The sequence below is a fragment of the Bacteroides salyersiae genome (assembly GCF_031172035.1).
Lineage (GTDB): Bacteria > Bacteroidota > Bacteroidia > Bacteroidales > Bacteroidaceae > Bacteroides > Bacteroides salyersiae.
Genome location: NZ_CP133452.1, coordinates 4424579 through 4444720 on the forward strand (window position 1 = coordinate 4424579; position 20142 = coordinate 4444720).

15 protein-coding genes are annotated in these 20142 nt (G+C 45.2%); 6 read left to right on the top strand and 9 right to left on the bottom strand.

Annotated elements, in window-relative coordinates:
- Positions 1-72: 72 nt before the first annotated feature.
- Together RB604_RS16830 and RB604_RS16835 are read right to left on the bottom strand one after the other, a co-directional pair.
- Positions 73-1626, bottom strand: coding sequence for a PD-(D/E)XK nuclease domain-containing ATP-binding protein (locus tag RB604_RS16830; RefSeq protein ID WP_007481295.1), 1554 nt, complete (start codon positions 1624-1626; stop codon positions 73-75).
- 175 nt (positions 1627-1801) lie between these two features.
- Entirely contained in the window at positions 1802-2614 is an 813-nt protein-coding gene (locus RB604_RS16835; RefSeq protein WP_007481297.1) for a TrmH family RNA methyltransferase, read from the bottom strand.
- 896 nt (positions 2615-3510) lie between these two features.
- Here RB604_RS16835 and RB604_RS16840 point away from each other — a divergent pair.
- The 5 genes from RB604_RS16840 to RB604_RS16860 all read left to right on the top strand — a co-directional run bounded on the left by RB604_RS16840 (position 3511) and on the right by RB604_RS16860 (position 11243).
- Positions 3511-4776 carry a TolC family protein gene (locus RB604_RS16840; RefSeq protein ID WP_007481300.1) on the top strand — a complete coding sequence of 422 codons (1266 nt, stop codon included), beginning with the start codon at positions 3511-3513 and terminating at the stop codon, positions 4774-4776.
- A gap of 7 nt (positions 4777-4783) precedes the next feature.
- Positions 4784-5875: an efflux RND transporter periplasmic adaptor subunit gene (locus tag RB604_RS16845; RefSeq protein ID WP_007481302.1), complete on the top strand. Its 1092-nt coding sequence runs from the start codon at positions 4784-4786 to the stop codon at positions 5873-5875.
- Between the two features lie 15 nt (positions 5876-5890).
- On the top strand, positions 5891-9016 hold the full coding sequence (locus RB604_RS16850; RefSeq protein WP_055294354.1) for an efflux RND transporter permease subunit: 3126 nt from the start codon (positions 5891-5893) through the stop codon (positions 9014-9016).
- 177 nt (positions 9017-9193) lie between these two features.
- A complete protein-coding gene (locus RB604_RS16855) occupies positions 9194-9871 on the top strand; it encodes a response regulator transcription factor (protein WP_007481305.1) in 678 nt (225 codons plus the stop codon).
- Between the two features lie 25 nt (positions 9872-9896).
- Complete coding sequence (locus RB604_RS16860) at positions 9897-11243, top strand: sensor histidine kinase (protein WP_007481307.1); 1347 nt, start codon at positions 9897-9899, stop codon at positions 11241-11243.
- A 2-nt stretch (positions 11244-11245) separates the two neighbouring features.
- Here the strand turns inward: RB604_RS16860 and RB604_RS16865 are convergent, their stop codons facing one another.
- The 7 genes from RB604_RS16865 to RB604_RS16895 all read right to left on the bottom strand — a co-directional run bounded on the left by RB604_RS16865 (position 11246) and on the right by RB604_RS16895 (position 18849).
- Positions 11246-12775: a MutS-related protein gene (locus RB604_RS16865; RefSeq protein WP_309006175.1), complete on the bottom strand. Its 1530-nt coding sequence runs from the start codon at positions 12773-12775 to the stop codon at positions 11246-11248.
- A 218-nt stretch (positions 12776-12993) separates the two neighbouring features.
- On the bottom strand, positions 12994-13341 hold the full coding sequence (gene rbp / locus RB604_RS16870; protein ID WP_005931209.1) for an RNA-binding regulator: 348 nt from the start codon (positions 13339-13341) through the stop codon (positions 12994-12996).
- Positions 13342-13585: 244 nt separating this feature from the next.
- Positions 13586-14197, bottom strand: a complete 612-nt coding sequence (locus RB604_RS16875; RefSeq protein WP_007481312.1) for a porin family protein — start codon at positions 14195-14197, stop codon at positions 13586-13588.
- Positions 14198-14397: 200 nt separating this feature from the next.
- On the bottom strand, positions 14398-15729 hold the full coding sequence (locus tag RB604_RS16880) for an ABC transporter substrate-binding protein (protein ID WP_007481314.1): 1332 nt from the start codon (positions 15727-15729) through the stop codon (positions 14398-14400).
- Between the two features lie 145 nt (positions 15730-15874).
- The gene (locus RB604_RS16885) at positions 15875-16657 is read right to left on the bottom strand and encodes an ABC transporter permease (protein WP_005931200.1); all 783 of its coding nucleotides are present in this window, start codon (positions 16655-16657) and stop codon (positions 15875-15877) included.
- Entirely contained in the window at positions 16651-17448 is a 798-nt protein-coding gene (locus tag RB604_RS16890; protein ID WP_005931197.1) for an ABC transporter permease, read from the bottom strand. The genes RB604_RS16885 and RB604_RS16890 overlap by 7 nt, the downstream gene beginning before the upstream one ends.
- Before the next feature lie 15 nt (positions 17449-17463).
- The gene (locus tag RB604_RS16895; RefSeq protein ID WP_085930798.1) at positions 17464-18849 is read right to left on the bottom strand and encodes a polyamine ABC transporter ATP-binding protein; all 1386 of its coding nucleotides are present in this window, start codon (positions 18847-18849) and stop codon (positions 17464-17466) included.
- Between the two features lie 136 nt (positions 18850-18985).
- On the opposite strand from RB604_RS16895, the gene RB604_RS16900 reads away from it, so the two are divergent.
- The gene (locus tag RB604_RS16900; RefSeq protein WP_007481318.1) at positions 18986-20089 is read left to right on the top strand and encodes a TlpA disulfide reductase family protein; all 1104 of its coding nucleotides are present in this window, start codon (positions 18986-18988) and stop codon (positions 20087-20089) included.
- The last annotated feature ends 53 nt before the right edge of the window (positions 20090-20142 follow it).

Genomic DNA, 20142 nt, shown 5'->3' on the forward strand with positions numbered 1-20142 from the left:
CATAAGGTAAATCGCTGATACGAACTTAAACAGTGCAGGTATTCTTCAAAAAAAGAAAATACCTGCACTTATCTATTCTTCTACGATCCACCGTTCTATGTTCCGTGTCTTTCCGCTAAAATTCACTCCTATCTTGAATAATTTACGGCTATCTGTCTGAAAAGGCTGTGTATAATGCTTTTCATTAATTTGTTGCAACGCTTCTTCGGAAGTTCCATCCAATTTGAATTCCATGACATAAATAAAATTATCGGTCTGGAGAACTAAGTCTATACGCCCCTCACAGGTACGATATTCCACTTTCGTGTAAAAGCCCATCAACTTGAAAACGATGAAAAGAACATTCTGATAGTGTAATTCCTGTTCACGGATAATCTCATAAGTAGTATCGGCAAAAAAGCTTTGCAGACGGCGAAAGAAAGAATCGTAATCACCGATACGTACCTCACGAACAAATTTCTGAATTTCAAACGGAGCTTCCACTTTAGTGGTCTTGGCATAATAAGGAAGCAGGAAACGCATGAATCCTTCCTCTACTTCGCGATTAGGAAATCCCAAGCGATAAATACCAAATTCTTTGTCGTATTCCTTAATAGTAAGATACCCGCTCTGATAGATAACCGGAATGGGATTAGTAGATTCCGAATCAATGCTATTCAGCACATCGGCATCCGTCTCTACATCTGCCATACGTTCCAAATTATAATGATGTCGTTTCAGAAGTTTCACCAAATAAGTAGGCGTACCTGTTTCAAACCAATAATTACTGAATTTATTATACTTAAACGTATTAAGCAAGCTGAACGGATTGTAAATACCAATTGTATCTTCCACAAAATGGTAGCCATCATAGCACTCTTCCAACTTAGCACAAGCCTGTTCGTAGGTCATTTTTTGGGCCACTGCCAATTCATGCAGTTCTGTTTCCAGATTCGCATGAATTTCCTCTTCGGATATTCCACACAAATCCACATAAGGCTCACGCATAGATATGTCATCCAGATTATTCAGATCACTGAATACGCTTATCTTACCAAATTTAGTGACTCCCGTCAGCATCGCAAATTTAATATACCCATCCTTACTTTTCAAAGCCCCATAAAAAGGCTTTAAGGCATTACGATAGTTTTCCTGCAATTCCGGATTACCAATAGCCTGCAACATAGGCTTGTCATATTCATCTACCAGAATCACGGTCCGTTGTCCGGTTTGCTCACAAGCGCGTTGAATGATACCGGCAAAACGCAAAGCAAGAGAAACCTCAGACGGGCGGCTTCCATATAATTCTTCCCAATGCGTCAAATGATCGTTCAATATCTGATTCAGACTTTCCGGAGTATCATACTTTCCAATATTAAGATCCAAGTGCAGTATAGGGTATTTTATCCAATCCTTTTCCAACTTATCGATCGCCAGTCCCTCAAATAATTCCTGCTTTCCTTGAAAGTAAGCTTCCAAAGTAGAGATGAGCAGGCTTTTACCGAAACGACGGGGACGATTCAAAAAGTAATAACAACCCGTTTTTGCCAATTGATAAACCAACGCTGTCTTATCAATATAAAAATAACCGTCTTTACGAATCTTCTCGAAACTCTGAATACCGATAGGATAAATTTTATTGCCCATATTCCTCTCCTTTTCTATAACAACAAAGGTACTTATTTTCTATTTACTTTCAATCTTTTCAAGAAAATGCTTTTCTCTTTCCACAATCAAAGAACCTGTATTACAAAATAGAAGTGTATACATTAATGTCCGGACAAAGTTCATCCAGCCTAAACAACGGTATCGCTAATGCATACTAATCTTTGAACCGTGTATCACGAAGCTCCCAAAAAGCGACGGCAGCCGCAGCAGCCACATTGAGCGAATCGACCCCATGCGACATAGGGATACGGACTACATAATCAGCTTCGGCAATCGTTTCAGGTGAGAGACCGTCACCCTCAGTACCCATCACGATAGCTAATTTGGACTCAGAAGCCAAAGCATGATTATCAATGGAAATAGAATGATCCGTGAGTGCCATGGCAGCCGTGCGGAACCCCAATTTACCCAAATCCCTAAGGGAACCGTCCAACCAAGTCCATGGAACAAGGAAAACTGCCCCCATCGATACCCTGACTGCACGACGATTCAATGGGTCACAAGAATTGCGTGTCAGCAATACAGCATCTATTCCGAGAGCGGCCGCCGAACGGAAAATAGCGCCAATGTTGGTAGCATCAACAACGCCATCGATCACGACGATGCGCCGGGCTTCCCAGCATACTTCTTCCATACTACGTATTGCGGGGCGACGCATAGCACAAAGAACACCACGTGTCAGAACGTAGCCGGTCAGTGTAGCAAGTAATTCCCTATTGCCCGTATAGACAGGCACATTTTCGCAACGTTTAATAATGTCGGAGGCATCACCGGTGATATGCTTATACTCACACAAAATGGCTAAGGGTTCATAACCGGCATCCAAAGCTCTAATGATGACCTTCGGGCTTTCCACGATAAAAATACCCTTGTCAGGCTCGATACGATTACGCAATTGAGCCTCGGTAAGAGTACAGAACATCTCAACTCCAGGATGAGATAAAGAAGATATTTCAATAATAGGCATATTCTTAAGTAAAAGTAATTATCCGGTAAATACGATTTTCACTATAAATGGTATTTGGTAGTTATCAGTAACGTATCGCACTCTACAGAAATTAGCCCTGTAAAAGCAAAAACCAGACTGTACCAGTGACAGATTTTGTCGTAATACATCTATTAAACTTTTTAAATCACAAAGATAAAGAAAAGAATGCTTTTATTATTTATTCAATATAAGTTCTATTACATATAAGTCCGTAATTTCGGATATGTATCGTACACCCCATCAATACAATTAACCATATTCAAATTATCAAAAGAAGATAGACAGTTAAAAAGAAAACCCATTATTAACATTCCAAATTAACAATAAAGATTGGCTATCTAAAAGTATATATCATTCCCCTACAAAACTGTATACTCCTATACGGCAGAAGTATACAGTTAACACAAGAAAAAGAACATACTTTTACAACGACCGAAGAATCACTCATATATCACTCTACAACAAGCGATTACACAAATAGCAAAGAAGCACAATCAACCTCATCGCCAACTCTCGAGAAATTTTATATTTGCTTTTTCAACAATTATGTACCTGTCAGGAATGATATTACAAAAGAGGAACAAAAACAAATTTCTTTCCTGTACCATTACATATAAAAGAAATAACAATAAATGTAATGTCATCCACCAATATATGTAGTGTCCCGCCACCTATATTGTTATCCACACAAAGCCTGACCTAGCGACCTGTTTAAATTTTCTCTTAAAAGTTTTTATCAGCTTATTTTGAGCAAAATCCAGGCAGCTTCTAAAGCTCTCTAATCACTTTCTAATCTCGTCTGAGTGTATTATAATCCCCTTCGGAATGCCTTCCGGAAGGAGAGTTTTACTTTTGCCCCAAAATTAAAAGTAAGAATGAAAAGGCTGATTATTATTTTATTGCTCTTATCCGTTTACGGATTTCTGCATGCACAGGAAACTACGGCTTTACAATTATCACTGAAAGATGCGGAAAAGATATTTCTGGAACGCAACCTGTCACTGATTGCCGAAAGATACAACATCGATATGGCTCAGGCGCAAGTAACGCAGGCACGATTATTCGAAAACCCCGTCATCTCATTGGAACAAAACGTGTACAATCGTCTGAACGGCAAATACTTCGATATGGGGAAAGAGGGGGAAGCCACTGCCGAAATAGAGCAGGTGATTAACCTGGCCGGACAACGCAACAAACGGGTACGGCTGGAAAGGGTAAACAAGGAGATAGCCGAATATCAGTTTGAAGAGGTATTGCGTACTTTGCGCAGCGAACTGAACCGGACTTTTGTAGAAATCTGCTTCTCCACCCGCTCCATCGGGATATACGACAAAGAGATAGAATCCCTCGGACTGCTGATGCAGGCAACTAAAGAGCAACAGAGCAAAGGAAACATCTCGCTGCTGGAGAGTTCACGATTGGAATCCTTACTGTTATCGCTCCGTAAAGAGAAGAACGAACTTGAAAACAATCTCGTCGGCCTGCACGGCGAATTGAACCTGCTGTTGAGCCTTCCTACGGGTCAAGAGGTAACATTACTGCTGGATGATGAGATTCTGAAGCAGGTGGATGCGGCAACGGTCTCTTTCACGGATATGAGCCGGATGCTTTCCATCCGTCCCGATCTGAAAATGGCTCATGCCAGCGTCGCAGCCGCTCAGGCAAACCTGAAACTACAACGGTCGCTGGCCGCACCGGAGTTCTCCATCAAAGGGATGTACGACCGGGCGGGTAACTTTATTGATAACTACTTCGCCATAGGAGCCAGCATCTCCGTACCCATCTTCAACCGTAATCAGGGAAACATCAAATCGGCCAAACTCGACATACAACAAAATGGCAAGGAAGAGGAATACGCCATAGAGAAAGCACGTATGGAGCTGCATGCCGCCTATATCCGATTGCAGAAAGCAGCGGAACTGTACCGCTCGTCCAACGATGAACTGGAACATAACTTCGGCCGTCTCATCGAAGGGGTGAACGAGAACTTCCGGAAAAGGAACATCAGCATGCTCGAATTCATCGACTATTACCAAAGTTACAAAGAAACCTGCCTGCAACTGAACGAACTGAAAAAAGAGGTATTCCTCGCTATGGAGAATTTAAACACAATTGTCGGACAAACCGTATTTAACTATTAAACTCAATATGAATCGCATTCTACTACCCGCCTGCCTCTGCGCTGCGCTATTAAGTGCTTGTGGCGGACAAACAGAAGCTCCCCAAGAAACAACCCGGGAACTTTTTCTTACAGACAGTTTACAAAACGTAGTATCGGTGGACACCGTACACATACATGAAGTGGCCGATGAGTTGACGCTTAACGGCAGGGTCACTTTCAATCAGGAACAAGTGGCACGCGTATTCCCCATCTTCGGGGGAACGGTGACCGAGGTTTCTGCCGAAATCGGCGACCATGTACGCAAAGGCGATATACTTGCCGTCATCCGGAGCGGTGAGGTAGCCGATTATGAGAAACAGAAAAAAGAAGCCGAACAACAGCTCATCATCGCCCGGCGCAACCTGCAATCCGTGCAGGATATGTTCGCATCCGGCATGGCATCGGAACGCGATGTGCTGCAAGCACGCCAGGAACTGAGCAATGCCGAAGCGGAAGAGAAGAGAATCACGGAAATATTCTCCATCTACCACCTTGCCGGCAAATCCCTTTATATAGTGAAAGCGCCGGTATCGGGTTTCATCATCGAAAAGAATATCAATAAGGAGATGCAGATACGTTCCGACCAGAACGATGAGATGTTCGTCATCTCCGGACTGGAAAACGTGTGGGTGATGGCGGATGTATACGAAAGCAACATCAGTAAGGTGCACGAGAACGCTCCGGTACGGATTACCACCCTCGCCTACCCCGGCAAGGAGTTCACCGGAAAGATAGACAAGGTGTACAACATGCTGAACGACGAAAGTAAAACGATGAACGTGCGTGTGAAGCTCACCAACGAAAACTACCTGCTGAAACCGGGCATGTTCACCAACGTATCCGTAATCAGCAGATCGTCCGACAAGCAACTGCCCCGCATCGACTCGCACGCCCTCGTGTTTGAAAACGGAAAGAACTTTGTAGTGACGGTGGATGCCGACGGCAAACTCGCCGTAAAAGAGGTGGAAGTATACCGGCAACTGAGCAAGGAGTGTTATCTCTCATCGGGGGTACAGGAAGGAGACCGGATTCTGAACAAAAACGTATTGTTAGTGTATAACGCACTGAATGCAGATTAAAGGGAGGAACAGACGATGCACAAGTTTATCGATAACATTGTAGCCTTCTCACTGAAGAACAAGTTTTTTATCTTTTTCTGTACCACGATAGCCGTTATCGCCGGAATCGTGTCCTTTAAGCATACACCGATCGACGCCTTTCCGGATGTGACGAACACGAAGGTCACCATCATCACCCAATGGCCGGGACGAAGCGCCGAAGAGGTGGAGAAGTTCATCACCATCCCTATCGAGATAGCCATGAATCCGGTACAGAAGAAAACGGATATCCGCTCTACCACCCTCTTCGGGCTATCGGTGATCAATGTGATGTTTGAAGATCAAGTGGACGACTTCACCGCCCGCCAGCAAGTATACAACCTGCTGAACGACGCCGACCTGCCGGAAGGGATCACACCGGAGGTACAGCCCCTCTATGGTCCTACGGGAGAGATATTCCGCTACACCCTGCGCAGTGACAAACGGAGCGTGCGCGAACTGAAAACCATTCAGGACTGGGTGATCGAACGTAACCTCCGTGCAGTATCGGGCGTAGCGGATATTGTCAGCTTCGGCGGAGAGGTGAAGACTTTTGAGGTTAGTGTCAACCCGCACCAACTGATCAATTATGGCATCACCGCGCTGGAACTGTACAACGCCATTGCCAACAGTAATATCAACGTGGGCGGCGACGTTATCACGAAAAGCTCGCAGGCATATGTGGTACGGGGTATCGGCCTCATCAACGACCTGGAGGAACTGCGGAACATCGTAGTGAAAAACATCAACGGTACGCCCGTACTGGTACGCCACCTGGCAGATGTGCACGAATCGTGCCTGCCACGCTTGGGACAAGTGGGAAGAATGGACGAAGACGATGTAGTGCAAGGCATCGTCGTGATGCGAAAGGGAGAAAATCCCGGAGAGGTGATCGACGCCCTAAAGACTAAAATAGAGGATATAAACAAGAACATACTGCCCAAAGATGTGGAAATCGTTCCGTTCTATGACCGCGAAAATCTCGTAAACCTTGCCGTGCGCACGGTTACCCATAACTTGATTGAAGGGATTCTGTTAGTGACTTTCATCGTACTGATATTCATGGCCGACTGGCGTACCACGGTGGTAGTGGCGGTAGTCATTCCGTTAGCACTGCTTTTCGCCTTCATCTGCCTGCGGGCCATGGGCATGTCGGCCAATCTCCTATCCATGGGCGCCATCGACTTCGGTATTATCATAGACGGTGCTGTGGTGATGGTGGAAGGGGTGTTCGTGGCGCTCGACAAAAAAGCGCGGGAAGTGGGCATGCCTGCCTTCAACCGCATGTCGAAGATGGGACTCATCCGCCACACGGCCAAAGACAAGGCCAAAGCGGTGTTCTTCTCCAAACTGATCATCATCACGGCGCTTATCCCTATCTTCTCTTTCCAGAAAGTAGAGGGTAAGATGTTCTCACCGTTGGCCTATACGCTCGGTTTCGCTTTGTTGGGCGCACTGCTGTTTACGCTGACGCTGGTACCCGTAATGTCGTCCATGCTGCTGAAAAAGAATGTACGCGAAAAGAATAATTTCTTTGTCCGTTTCATCAACGAAAAGGCAAGTGCCCTCTTCGACAAATGCTATGCACATCGCAAGCTATCCATCGGGCTGGCGAGCATCGCCGCCATCGTGGGATTGTGGATGTTCACCCTGCTGGGCACGGAGTTCCTGCCGCAACTGAACGAAGGTTCCATCTACATCCGTGCCACCCTGCCGCAAAGCATCTCGCTGGATGAATCGGTACAGCTCGCCAATCAGATGCGGCGCAAGTTAGCGGCATACCCCGAAGTGCGGCAAGTGCTCTCACAAACCGGACGCCCCAATGACGGCACGGATGCCACAGGATTCTACAACATCGAATTCCACGTAGATATCTACCCGGAAAAGGACTGGGAAAGCAAACTCAGCAAGCTGCAACTGATAGACAAAATGCAGGACGACCTTTCGCTATATCCCGGCATCGACTTTAACTTCTCCCAGCCCATCACGGACAATGTGGAGGAAGCGGCTTCGGGCGTGAAAGGCTCCATCGCCGTGAAAGTATTCGGAAAAGACCTGTATAAATCGGAAAAGATTGCGGTACAGATAGACAAGATACTCTCCACCGTGCAGGGTATCGAAGACCTCGGAGTTATCCGCAACATCGGTCAGCCGGAACTACGCATCGAACTGAACGAACAGAGTCTGGCACGCTATGGGGTAGCCAAAGAGGATGTACAGTCCATCATCGAAATGGCTATCGGAGGAAAATCGGCATCACTGCTTTACGAAGACGAGCGGAAGTTCAACATCATGGTACGCTATAAACCGGAATACCGGCAGAACGAAGAGGAAATAGGCAAGATTCTGGTACCCACCATGAACGGGACAATGATCCCCATCAAGGAACTGGCGGAGATAAAAACCATCACAGGCCCCCTGCTGATATTCCGCGATAACCACACCCGCTTCTGCGCCGTGAAATTCTCCGTACGCGGTCGGGACATGGGTACTGCCGTGGCCGAAGCGCAAAAGAAGGTCAATACTTCCGTACACCTGCCCGAAGGATACACGCTAAAGTGGACGGGAGACTTCGAGAATCAGCAACGTGCCACCAAACGTCTTTCGCAAGTCGTTCCGGTAAGTATCGCTATCATCTTTATCATCCTGTTCGTACTGTTCTCCAATGCACGGGATGCAGGGTTGGTATTACTGAATGTACCCTTTGCAGCCGTCGGCGGTATTATTGCGCTGCTCATCACCCACTTCAACTTCTCCATATCGGCAGGTATCGGGTTCATCGCCCTGTTCGGTATCTGTATTCAGAACGGTGTGATTATGATTTCGGACATCAAGCACAACATACAGGCACGGTTGCCATTGCCGGAAGCCATAAAGACAAGCATGCGTTCGCGCATCCGCCCCGTAGTGATGACGGCAGCCATGGCAGCCACCGGCCTGATGCCGGCAGCCATGAGTCACGGCATCGGTTCGGAATCGCAACGCCCGTTGGCAATCGTCATTATCGGCGGATTGATAGGCGCTACTTTCTTTGCCCTGTTCATCTTCCCGCTGATTGTGGAGATGGTTTACAAGAAGATGCTGTATGACAAGGAAGGAAATCTGAACCAGAGAAAACTATAAATAAGATATTCACCACAGAAGGGCACAGAGAGTTTTTCTTTTCGAGCCTTGCAAGTAACCATAATGGTGTGTTGGTACAAATAAAACAAATACAAGCCTTAAACTTAAGAAACTCTATGGCATTCTGTGGTGAATTCTCGTATATTTGTACGGTACTTTAAAAACGTCGTTCCAGTTATGGCAAAGATATTATTGGTAGAAGATGAAAGGAACATAGCCTCGTTCATCGAACGCGGACTGCATGAATTCGGTCATACGGTAAGCGTAACCCACGACGGCACCACCGCTTGGGAACTGTTGCAGCACGAAGCATTCGACCTGTTAGTGCTGGACATCATCATGCCCGGAATAAACGGTCTGGACTTATGCAGGCAATACCGGCAGAAGGAAGGATATCAGACACCTGTCATCATGCTCACCGCACTCGGCACTACCGAAGATATAGTGAAAGGGCTGGATGCCGGAGCGGATGACTATCTGGTAAAACCTTTCAGCTTTCAGGAACTCGAAGCCCGCATCAAAGCGCTGCTCCGCCGGGGCAGGGAAACACCGGCATTGCAACTGACCTGCAATGACCTCGTGCTGGACTGCAACACCCGCCGCGCCCAACGCGGAGAGATCAGCATCGACCTTACCGTAAAGGAATATCGCCTGCTGGAATACTTCATGACCCATCAAGGCGTTGTCCTTTCCCGTCTCACCTTGCTAAAAGACGTGTGGGACAAGAACTTCGATACCAACACCAACGTGGTAGATGTCTACGTGAACTATCTGAGAAACAAGATAGACAAGGATTTCGACACGAAACTCATTCACACTGTTGTGGGAATGGGCTATATCATGGGTATCCAGTAACAGATAAAAAGAAAAAGCACAGCGTATGAAGATAGGTTCCAGAATAGCGTTGTTTTATACCATCATCACCGTAGGGGCAATCGCTGCGGTGGTCATGGTATTCTACTTTTTCACCTCCCGCTACATCAACCATCTTTACGACTCTTACCTGATAGAAAAAGCCTATCTGACCGCTCAGAAGCATTGGGAAAAAGATGAGGTGGATGAATACAGCTACCGCGAAATCCAACAGAAATATGACGAACTGCTGCCACAGGCACAAGAGATATTGCTGAATACAGACAGTGCGTCGGCAGCCGTGAACGACACGCTGAACAAATATCTCGACAGCAACCAGCAGGCACGCCTGTTCAAAGACTTTCCGGTTCCGTTCGTCTACGGCAATCTGAGGGGTGCCGCCCTCCACTATCCCGACAATGAAGGCGACTTCATCGTACTGGTCATGGCAAGCAATAATTACGGACGCGACATTCAGAAACACATCCTCCTGCTCGCCCTGTTCCTGCTGCTGATGAGTTGCGGACTCATCTATCTCATCGGAAGAATCTATGCCAACCGCATTCTGCATCCCCTGAAACACATGCTCAAAGAGTTGAAGCGCATCCGTGGAAACAACCTGAACATACGGATGAAAACGTTCGGCAACAAGGATGAACTGGACGACCTCATCCGCACGCTGAACGGGATGCTGGACAGAATCGACACCGCTTTCCAAGCGGAAAAATCTTTCATCAGCAATGCTTCGCACGAACTGAACAACCCGCTCACCGCCATTCAGGGCGAGTGCGAAATCACCCTGCTCAAAGAGCGTTCCCCCCAAGAGTATATCGATTCGCTCCAACGTATCTCTACCGAAAGCAAGCGCATCACCCAACTGATAAAGCACCTGCTTTTCCTCTCCCGCCAAGAAGAAGACATCCTGCAAAACGCAAGGGAAGAGATGGACCTTGTGGTGCTTTTACGCGACTTATGCCTACAATACCCCCAAGTGATGTTCCATACCGATGTGCCGGAAGGCCATGCTCTCGTTACGGCCAATTTCTATCTGCTGCGCATAGCCTTCCAAAATGTAATCGATAATGCCCGGAAGTACTCCAAAGGGCAGGTAGATGTCAGTTTAAGCATTCGTGAAAACGCGCCCGTCATAGAAGTGAAAGATTATGGAATCGGTATTCCGGAAGAAGAGATACAACACATTTTCCACTCTTTCTACCGGGCAAGCAACACGCGCGAGTATGCGGGACAAGGTATCGGCCTCAGCCTGTCTATGAAAATCGTATCGGTATACGGCGGCAAGATAGCGATAGAATCGCAGGTAGAAAGCTATACGAAAGTCACTATGACCTTTACCCCTGCCGGTGAGCTGGAATAGAATCAGAGTTGAGAGGTCTGCCCTACCGCACTGTATGCTTCCTGCACTACTTCCTGCGGGTATCCGCAGATTTCCAGAATGCGAATGGCATTACGTTCCGTAACCGGACCGGGTTTCAGTTTATAATCAAAAGACAAAACTCCGTTTTCCACATTCTCGCAGAAGTGATACAGGTCGTATTCATCTTTCAGCAAAGATGCCAGTTCGATGTCATGGGTAGATACGAATACGATGTTCCTTTGCCGTATCAATGCCGAAAGCACCGCTTTGGCAATGGCAATGCGCTCTACGGTATTCGTTCCCTTGAACAACTCATCCAGCAAAAAGAGATGATTCCCTTCCCTGCTCAAATCAATCATCTCCTTAATCGTCTGCACCTCTTGCAAGAAAAAACTCTTTCCTTCCAGCAAACTATCCTCCATATGAATGGCGGAAGCAAGCCGCATACCCGAAGGGTAACGGAAACTGCGCGCAAAACAGGTGTTCAACGCCTCGGCAGCAAGCTGGCAAACTCCTATCGAACGGATGAAGCTCGTCTTTCCCGACATATTGGAACCGGTGATCAACACAGACTTGCCATGAAGGGTAACCGTATTGGAAACACAATGGCCGATAAGCGGATGATAGATATCCGCCACATGAAAAGATTCACCCTCACGGCAACGTCCGGGCAGTGAGTGATAGGGCAATGACTCCCGAAACATCGATACGGAACACAACACATCGACCAACCCGAAGAAACGGAACACCTGTTCTATCTTCTGCTGCTTACCCTGTAAAAGAAAAAAAGCACGGGAGGTAGAAATCGCTTCCAGCAAAAAGAACATATTCAGCAGTTCCGTAAAGAAATAGGCAATAAGAACCAGATCATTTTCCAGACGAATACCCATACGAAAAGAAGCCAGCCGCTTCCTCAAAGAGATTAAATCGGCCAAAACGCCGGTAATCTCTTTATCGACCGAAAGGCAGAGCGGGCGCTTGGCCAGTTTTTCCGATTGCTTCAACAGGTTCAATAATTGCGGAACGGAGAAAAGATATGCCTGCATCTCTGTCTTTTTGCGATAATGCAAGATAAGATTCACCAGCAAGCCTACTAACATCAGCCAAAGAAACCAGACGGAAGAAGTGACGTACAACAACCCCAAAGAAAGCACAGGGACAAATTGCAAGACCCTCAACAACCGATAAAAAGAACGGGAACTGACCGGATGATCTGCCGATAACAAGGAAGCTATCGAACAGGCGTCCGAATGATTCAACTTTTTTAATTCCTTCTGAATGTCACTGCGCAATGTCGTATCGGAAGAAAGCGTATGCAATATGTCCTCATGAACGGCTATTGCCGACGGACGATTGTAATGCAATACATCATACAGGTACTGTCTGCCCACACAAGAAGAAGTGTAATCGGCAGACAGAAAAACGTCGTCCATATTCAAATCATCCCAGGTTCGTTCGGACACCAAACCGTCCGTATCCGCCTTTACCCTATACTCATGATAAAGTGCGATGTCTGATAGTGTTTCTCCCATTTCACAAATATAACAAGAACTTGCTGAATTACAGCAAAATCAGGAGAAATAAAACGAGTCCCCTCATCAAGGGAAGATGCCAGGCCTTTGAGAAGAGTGGAAGGAGAAGTAAAGGGAGAAGACGCAGATTGACGTATTCAATAAAAGAAAAGCATCCGGAAATATTTCTCCGGATGCCCTTTTACTATGCGTACATAGCGTTACCGCTTTTTGTCAGATTAATATCTGTCACGACCGCCACCGTAACCACCGCCACGGTTACCGCCACCGTAGCCACCACCACGATTACCACCACCGCCGTAGCTACGACGAGGAGCAGATTCTTCTTTAGGGCGAGCTACAGATACAGCAAGTTTTCTGCCATCTACTTCTGCTTCGTTCAATGCTGCAATCGCCTTATCACCGGCTTCTTCATCTGCCATCTCTACGAAACCATAACCTTTGGAACGGCCTGTCTCTCTGTCAGAAATAACTCTTGCTGAGGCTACTTCTCCATACTCTGCAAACAACTCTGTTAAATCGGAATCGCTAATGTTATAGCTCAATCCTGCAATAAAAATGTTCATCGAAAAAAAATAATTAATTCTTAAATAATAAAATGATTTTGTTAGAGAAGTCTTATTAAGGAGATAAATAACTCTGCAATAACATTGAAAAGGAACCGTATCTTACTTATCAGAAATCTTTAAAACGTGGTAAATATAGGCATTAAGTGGGGATTGAGAAAAGAAATCGACAAATTCTTTAAAAATAAATGCAAAAAAAACAGAAAAGGGTGACAAACGGATTTCAAAAGATGACAAACAGACTTCAAAAACAGAAAACAAGACCAGTCATGTATATCCATTCCCATTTTCGAAGGACAGTATTATATTGATAAGAGGCGCCGGCCTTTAACAAAAACCTGTCGGACAATTGATAAGCGACTCCGGCACTTGTTCCCCTCGTATAGAGGGAACGTGGGGTACGGTATCTGTCGGACAGATAGTTAGTAGACATATAAAGTGAAAACTTATTCGTCAACCGGTAACGAGCCTCTACATCCGAGCGAACCGTAGTAGAAGAGTAAGTTTCTACCGGTAATATTCCTGAAAAGAAGTAGTTCCCCCTTATTGTCAACCGCTTCAAGGGTTGCCAGAAAGAATAACTCCGGAGATTGTTCTTTTCCGGAAAAGGGACCGGGGGCATACTAGGTAAAGAAATTCCGGGATAATGACGGAGAAGATGCGCATGCCCGGAAGGAAGCAATTTGAAACCGGGTAATTCAAAAGCAGAAACAGGATGATTGATAATCCCCGGCTTTCGCTCGCCGGGGATTGAAATCAAATCATCCAGATGGAGTCCCTCGAACGGAACTTCCTGTGCCGCCGCCGGGGCGAAACAGAATAAACATAGAATAGTATAAATGAAAAAATCCCTCATACGGCGTCTGGCTTTGTTTATTAGACGCTCGTATAAGGGAAATGCTGTTATGGGTGTCAATTAAAAATTGAAAAAATAGATTAAATACCTATGAATGAAAAAACGATTCATTTTAGGATAAAATACGGTTACCCCCAGTATTGAACATCGTATATTCCAGTATTAAGTATCGTATATTCCAGTACGGAACACAGCCCGTTTCAATGATTCAGACTCCGTCGTCTACGGCTACGCCGTCTCTGCAACTTATTACGCTGATAACGCTGCACACGTTTATAAATCATCCAGCCGCTCATTACGCCGACCACCACAAAAATAAGTATCGTGATCCCCACACCGAGATTATCCCCTTTGATACGTGACCATATCTCGAGTACGTCTTTCGTCTTATCACCAAAATCACGAATCATGGCACAACGTTCCACCACACTACGGTCCGGATATTGGATACGGTTTATCTGAATACTATCGGCATCCGGCCCGAAAAAGTAACTGAGATCGGAATAATAAGTCAAGGTCGTATCGATTTTCTCCTCCATTATTTCGGGAGAAGCAATAGCACTTACATATCCGCAGGCATCCATATTGCGAATAGCAATATCAGGTCGACACATGAAATTGATAAAATAACTGGCTGCTTGCGGATTACGTGCATATTTCGGAATCACCCAACCGTCATACCATATATTACTGCCCTCTTCGGGCACTACATAATCGAGGTCTACTCCCACTGCATCGGCTTCTTCGATAGCCCACATGGCATCTCCGCTCCAGGTCATATTTATCCAAGCCTTGTTTTTAGTCATCATCTCTTTACCAAAATCTGCTTCCCAGCCGGCAATGTTCGGTTTCATCGCTTTCAGATATTTCTCCACAATAGCCATTGCCTGAGGAGAATAATCGTTCATCAACTGCTCTACGGTCACCTTTCCTTCGGCCAGTTCTTTGGCATGAGAGTAGATGATCGCTGTCCCGTATGCATCGCGATAGGCATCTTTCATCAGTATTTTACCGGCAAACTTCTTATCCCAAAGGCATCCCCAGGTATCTACATCCTGCTCCGTCACGAAAGCCTTATTATAAAGGATTCCTGCCGTCCCCCACATGTAGCACACAGCATAATGATTGGCAGGGCGTCCCGGCTGACTCAGTTTATTAATCTGCTCACGGATATAAGGCGCCACATTATTCATATAATCGGGCGAATGGGCAAAAACAGTATCGATGGGCAACAACAAATCCTTTTTCAGCATACGTTCGATAATGTATTCCGAAGGACAAACCACATCAAAATCCTCATGTCCCTTTTCAATCTTGGTAAGCATGATTTCGTTGATATCGAATGTCTGATAGACAATACGGATATCTTCTCCGGTCTGTTCCTTGTAATAAACCTGAAAATCTTCCAAAACACCCTCACCGATATAATCAGCCCAATTGTATATCTTCAGTACATTCTTGCGAGGCTCCCCGGTATTGTAACAACTGGCAAAAAGAATTCCTAAAATGAGTATAGATAGAATTTTTCTCATAACATTAATAATTATTTAATGTGCCAATATGCCAATGTGCCAATTTCCATGCGGCATGATTATTCCTTCAAATTACATCCAATTGCAGCGCAGCCAATTGGCATATTGGCACATTGGCATATTGGCACATTGGCACATTATTACATTATTTTTTGCTTGAACGATGATTGATGACAATGAGTAAAGCCAACACCACTACAAAAATGATAGTGGAAAGAGGGCGCAACTCCGGTGTCAATCCGCCCTTTCGGGCATCGGCATAAATATAGGTGGAAAGAGTTTCCAGCCCCTCATTGCCGATGGTAAATACTGTTACTGCAAAATCATCGATGGAAAGTGTCAGCGCCAGCATGAAGCCACTGATCATCCCCGGACGGATTTCCGGAAAAATCACCTTGCGCAAAGCCTGCATGGGAGTAGCCCCTAAATCGAGCGCTGCCTCATATAAATTCGGATTCATCTGCTTAAGACGCGGAAGCACACTGAGCACCACGTAAGGCGTACAAAATGTGATGTGTGCCAACACCACCGTAGTGTATCCTTGAGAGATACCCAAAGAAACAAACAGCAGAAACAATGAAATACCGGTAATGATATCACCATTCAAAATGGGAATGCTGTTTACGAAACCAATGGTCTTACGGGCACGGTTCTTCAAGTTAAAAATGCCGATAGCAGTAATGCTTCCCAACAAAGTAGATGCAGTGGCGGCAATCAGAGCGATAGTCACCGTATTTATCAATGCATTCATCAACGAATGATGCGTTCCTGTGGTAAACAACGAAGAATAGAGTTTAGTTGAGAAACCTGTCCAGTTTCCCAATACTTTGGCTTCGGTAAACGAATAAATCACAATAATCACGATGGGCGAATAGAGCAACAACAGCAATATCCACAAATAGGCCTGGGCAAAAATCCTCTTTACCATAATCCTCCTCCTTCGTTAGAATGATCCTTATCGTCGGTACTGAACAGTGAAGTGGCCGCAATCAGCAACAACATGATGAGCGATAAGGCCGCACCGTAATTCCACATGCTATTATTGATATTCTCCTGAATGGTGGTACCGAAAAGCTTGATATTGTTCATGGTCAGCAACTCGGCAATGGCAAAAGTAGAGATGGTAGGCATAAACACCATCATGATACCACTCATCACTCCCGGCATCGACAAGGGCAATACCGCTTTCAAGAACACCTGTACCGGATTGGCCCCCAAATCTTGTGCTGCCTCTATATAACTGTGATCCATCTTCTGCAGTGTATTGTAGATGGGATAGATCATAAAAGGAATAAAGTTGTATACCATACCGAATATCAACGCCCCTTCTCCCAACGGCATTCGGAAAAAATCGAAAAGGGCAACGGTGGCTAACGTACGTACCAGAATATTGACCCACATGGGCAGGATAAACAGCACTACCAATGTCTTAGAACGGTTCAGTTTCGCATTGCTCAATATCCACGCAGCGGGATATCCTAACAGGATACATACAAGCGTCGTAATAATCGCTATTCCGATAGAATATACAAAGGTATTGATTGCTTCATGATGAGTAAAGAACTTCTCAAAGTTCTCCAAAGTAAGATGTCCGTTGTCATCTGTAAATGCATAAACCACAATAAGAAGCAACGGAATGACGACAAATATCGCCGAAAAGATAATGTAAGGAAGAGTCCAACTCTTACGTGATGAAAAAAAGACTGATAACTTATTCACCTCTGAAATTCATTTTTATTTTTTAATTACCCGGATCGCATCGGGAGGAATAGTAATACCTACGCGGTCGCCATCGTCCCAAACATCATTCGTATCCACAAACACATTCTCGTCCCAATCCGACCATACAGTCAGATGATAATGGTCACCTTTATAAAGGATGAATTTCACTTCACCGGTCAGTGTACCGTCTTCTTCGTTATCCTGAAGGATAATCTTATCGAAGCCTACCTCTACCCGAACTTCGGCACCGGCCGCGATATCCGTCACAGGTGCACATTCGAAGTTACATCCCAAAAACTCCACATGAGTCTCATCCGTCAGTTTGCCTTCGAAAGTATTGCACACGCGCTCTTTCTTCATTATATGAATATCAAAGGGTTTCACAAGCAATCCTACCTCGGCTCCCACCTCAAAGTGATGATAATCCTGCACCAAAAACTCGTAACCACTACAAAGCACCGTCATTTCATAGTGCACCCCTTTGAATACGGAAGATTGCACTACTCCTGTCAGTTGTGCCATATCGGATACAGGAAAAATATACAGGTCTTCGGGACGAATCACCACATCTACCGGCATGTTTTCACCAAAACCTTCGTCCACACATTCGAACTCCGTACCGCAAAAACGTACCAGCTTGTCTTTGATCATGGTACCGTTCAGTATATTACTCTCACCGATAAAATCGGCAACAAACGAATTGATAGGCTCATTGTATATATCGATCGGCGTACCTATCTGCTGAATCCGTCCCTCGCTCATCACCACAATGGTATCACTCAACGTCAAAGCCTCTTCCTGATCGTGAGTCACATATACAAATGTAATGCCCAAACTCTTGTGCATCTCTTTCAGCTCCATCTGCATATCTTTACGCATTTTGAGATCGAGCGCAGCCAACGGTTCGTCGAGCAGCAAAACTTCAGGCTCATTGACAATGGCACGGGCAATGGCTACCCGTTGCTGTTGTCCGCCGGAGAGAGAATCGACATCACGGTATTCATAATCCGTCATGCCTACCATCTTCAAGGCAGCCTTCACTTTCTTTTCAATGACCGGCTTCGGTGTCTTTTTCAGCTTCAAACCGAAAGCGATATTATCATACACATTCAGATGCGGAAAAAGAGCGTATTTCTGAAAAACCGTGTTCACCGGACGCTTATGGGGCGGTGTTTGTGTTATTTCCTTTCCCGATATTCTGATTTCACCTTCCGAAGCCGTCTGAAAGCCGGCAATAAGGCGTAACAACGTGGTCTTACCACAACCCGAAGGACCGAGAATCGTCACGAATTCTCCCTTCTTTACATTTAAGGTCACATTATCCAAAGCAGTCTTATCACCGAAAAACTTCGATACACTGTTTACTTCGATAATGTAATTGTTTTCTTGCATATTCATACTAATTTGGGGTGCAAAGGTACACATTTCTACGATTTCCTCCTACGTGTTAATCTAATATAACAGAGTTTTCCTCCGAAAGATTGAAAAATAATCTATCTTTGCATAAATATTTATTCACTAATTTTACGAAAGCATGAAAAAGTTAACTTATTTGTTCGTTGCTGCCGCCGCTTTAGGTATGGTGGCTTGCGGCGGAAACAAACCAGGCTATGTCATTACCGGTACAGTAGAGGGAGCAGCCGACGGTGACACTGTATTTTTACAGGAAGTAGTAGGCAGACAACTCAGCAAACTGGATACTGCCATTATAAAGAACGGTACATTTACATTCGAAGGCGTGCAGGACTCTGCCGTAAACCGCTATGTAACATCCGGCACAGGAAATGAAGCAATGCTTATGGACTTCTTCCTTGAAAACGGAAAAATCAATATCGCTCTGACTAAAAACAATGATTCGGCAACCGGTACAGCCAACAACGACGCCTACCAGGAAATACGCAACAAGATCAACGCGCTCAATCAGAAAGCACAACCCATTTACGAATCCATGGGAAATGCCGACATGACCGAAGAACAGAGGGCTGAAAACATGAAAGCACTCGAAGGTCTTCAGAATGAATTGGGAGAAGTTTATAAAGAGGGAATCAAAAAAAACATCACCAATCCGGTAGGTATCCACTTGTTCAAGATGAACTATTACAGCATGGAAACAGCAGAAAATGATGCTTTATTGCAACAGATTCCGGCTCAATTCCAAAACGATGCTGCCATCGTAAAAATCAAAGAGATGGTTGAAAAGCAAAAGAAAACAGCCGTCGGACAGAAATTCATCGATTTCGAAATGCAGACTCCTGACGGAAAATCTGTTAAGTTGTCGGACTATGCAGGAAAAGGGAAAGTAGTTCTTGTAGACTTCTGGGCAAGCTGGTGCGGTCCTTGTCGTCGTGAAATGCCGAACTTAGTAGAAGCTTATGCAAAATACAAAGGTAAGAACTTCGAAATCGTAGGCGTATCACTCGATCAGAATGCCGACTCTTGGAAAGAAGCTATTAAAACACTGAAAATGACATGGCCGCAGATGTCCGATTTGAAATACTGGAACAGTGAAGGCGCACAGTTGTATGCCGTAAACAGTATTCCTCATACCATGTTGATTGACGGTGAAGGAACAATCATTGCCCGTGGTTTACACGGAGAAGAACTGCAAACAAAGATTGCCGAAGCACTGAAGAAATAAAAGTCGATTCTCAAGAGAATACACAAAAAAATCAGCCCTTGCAAATCAAACTG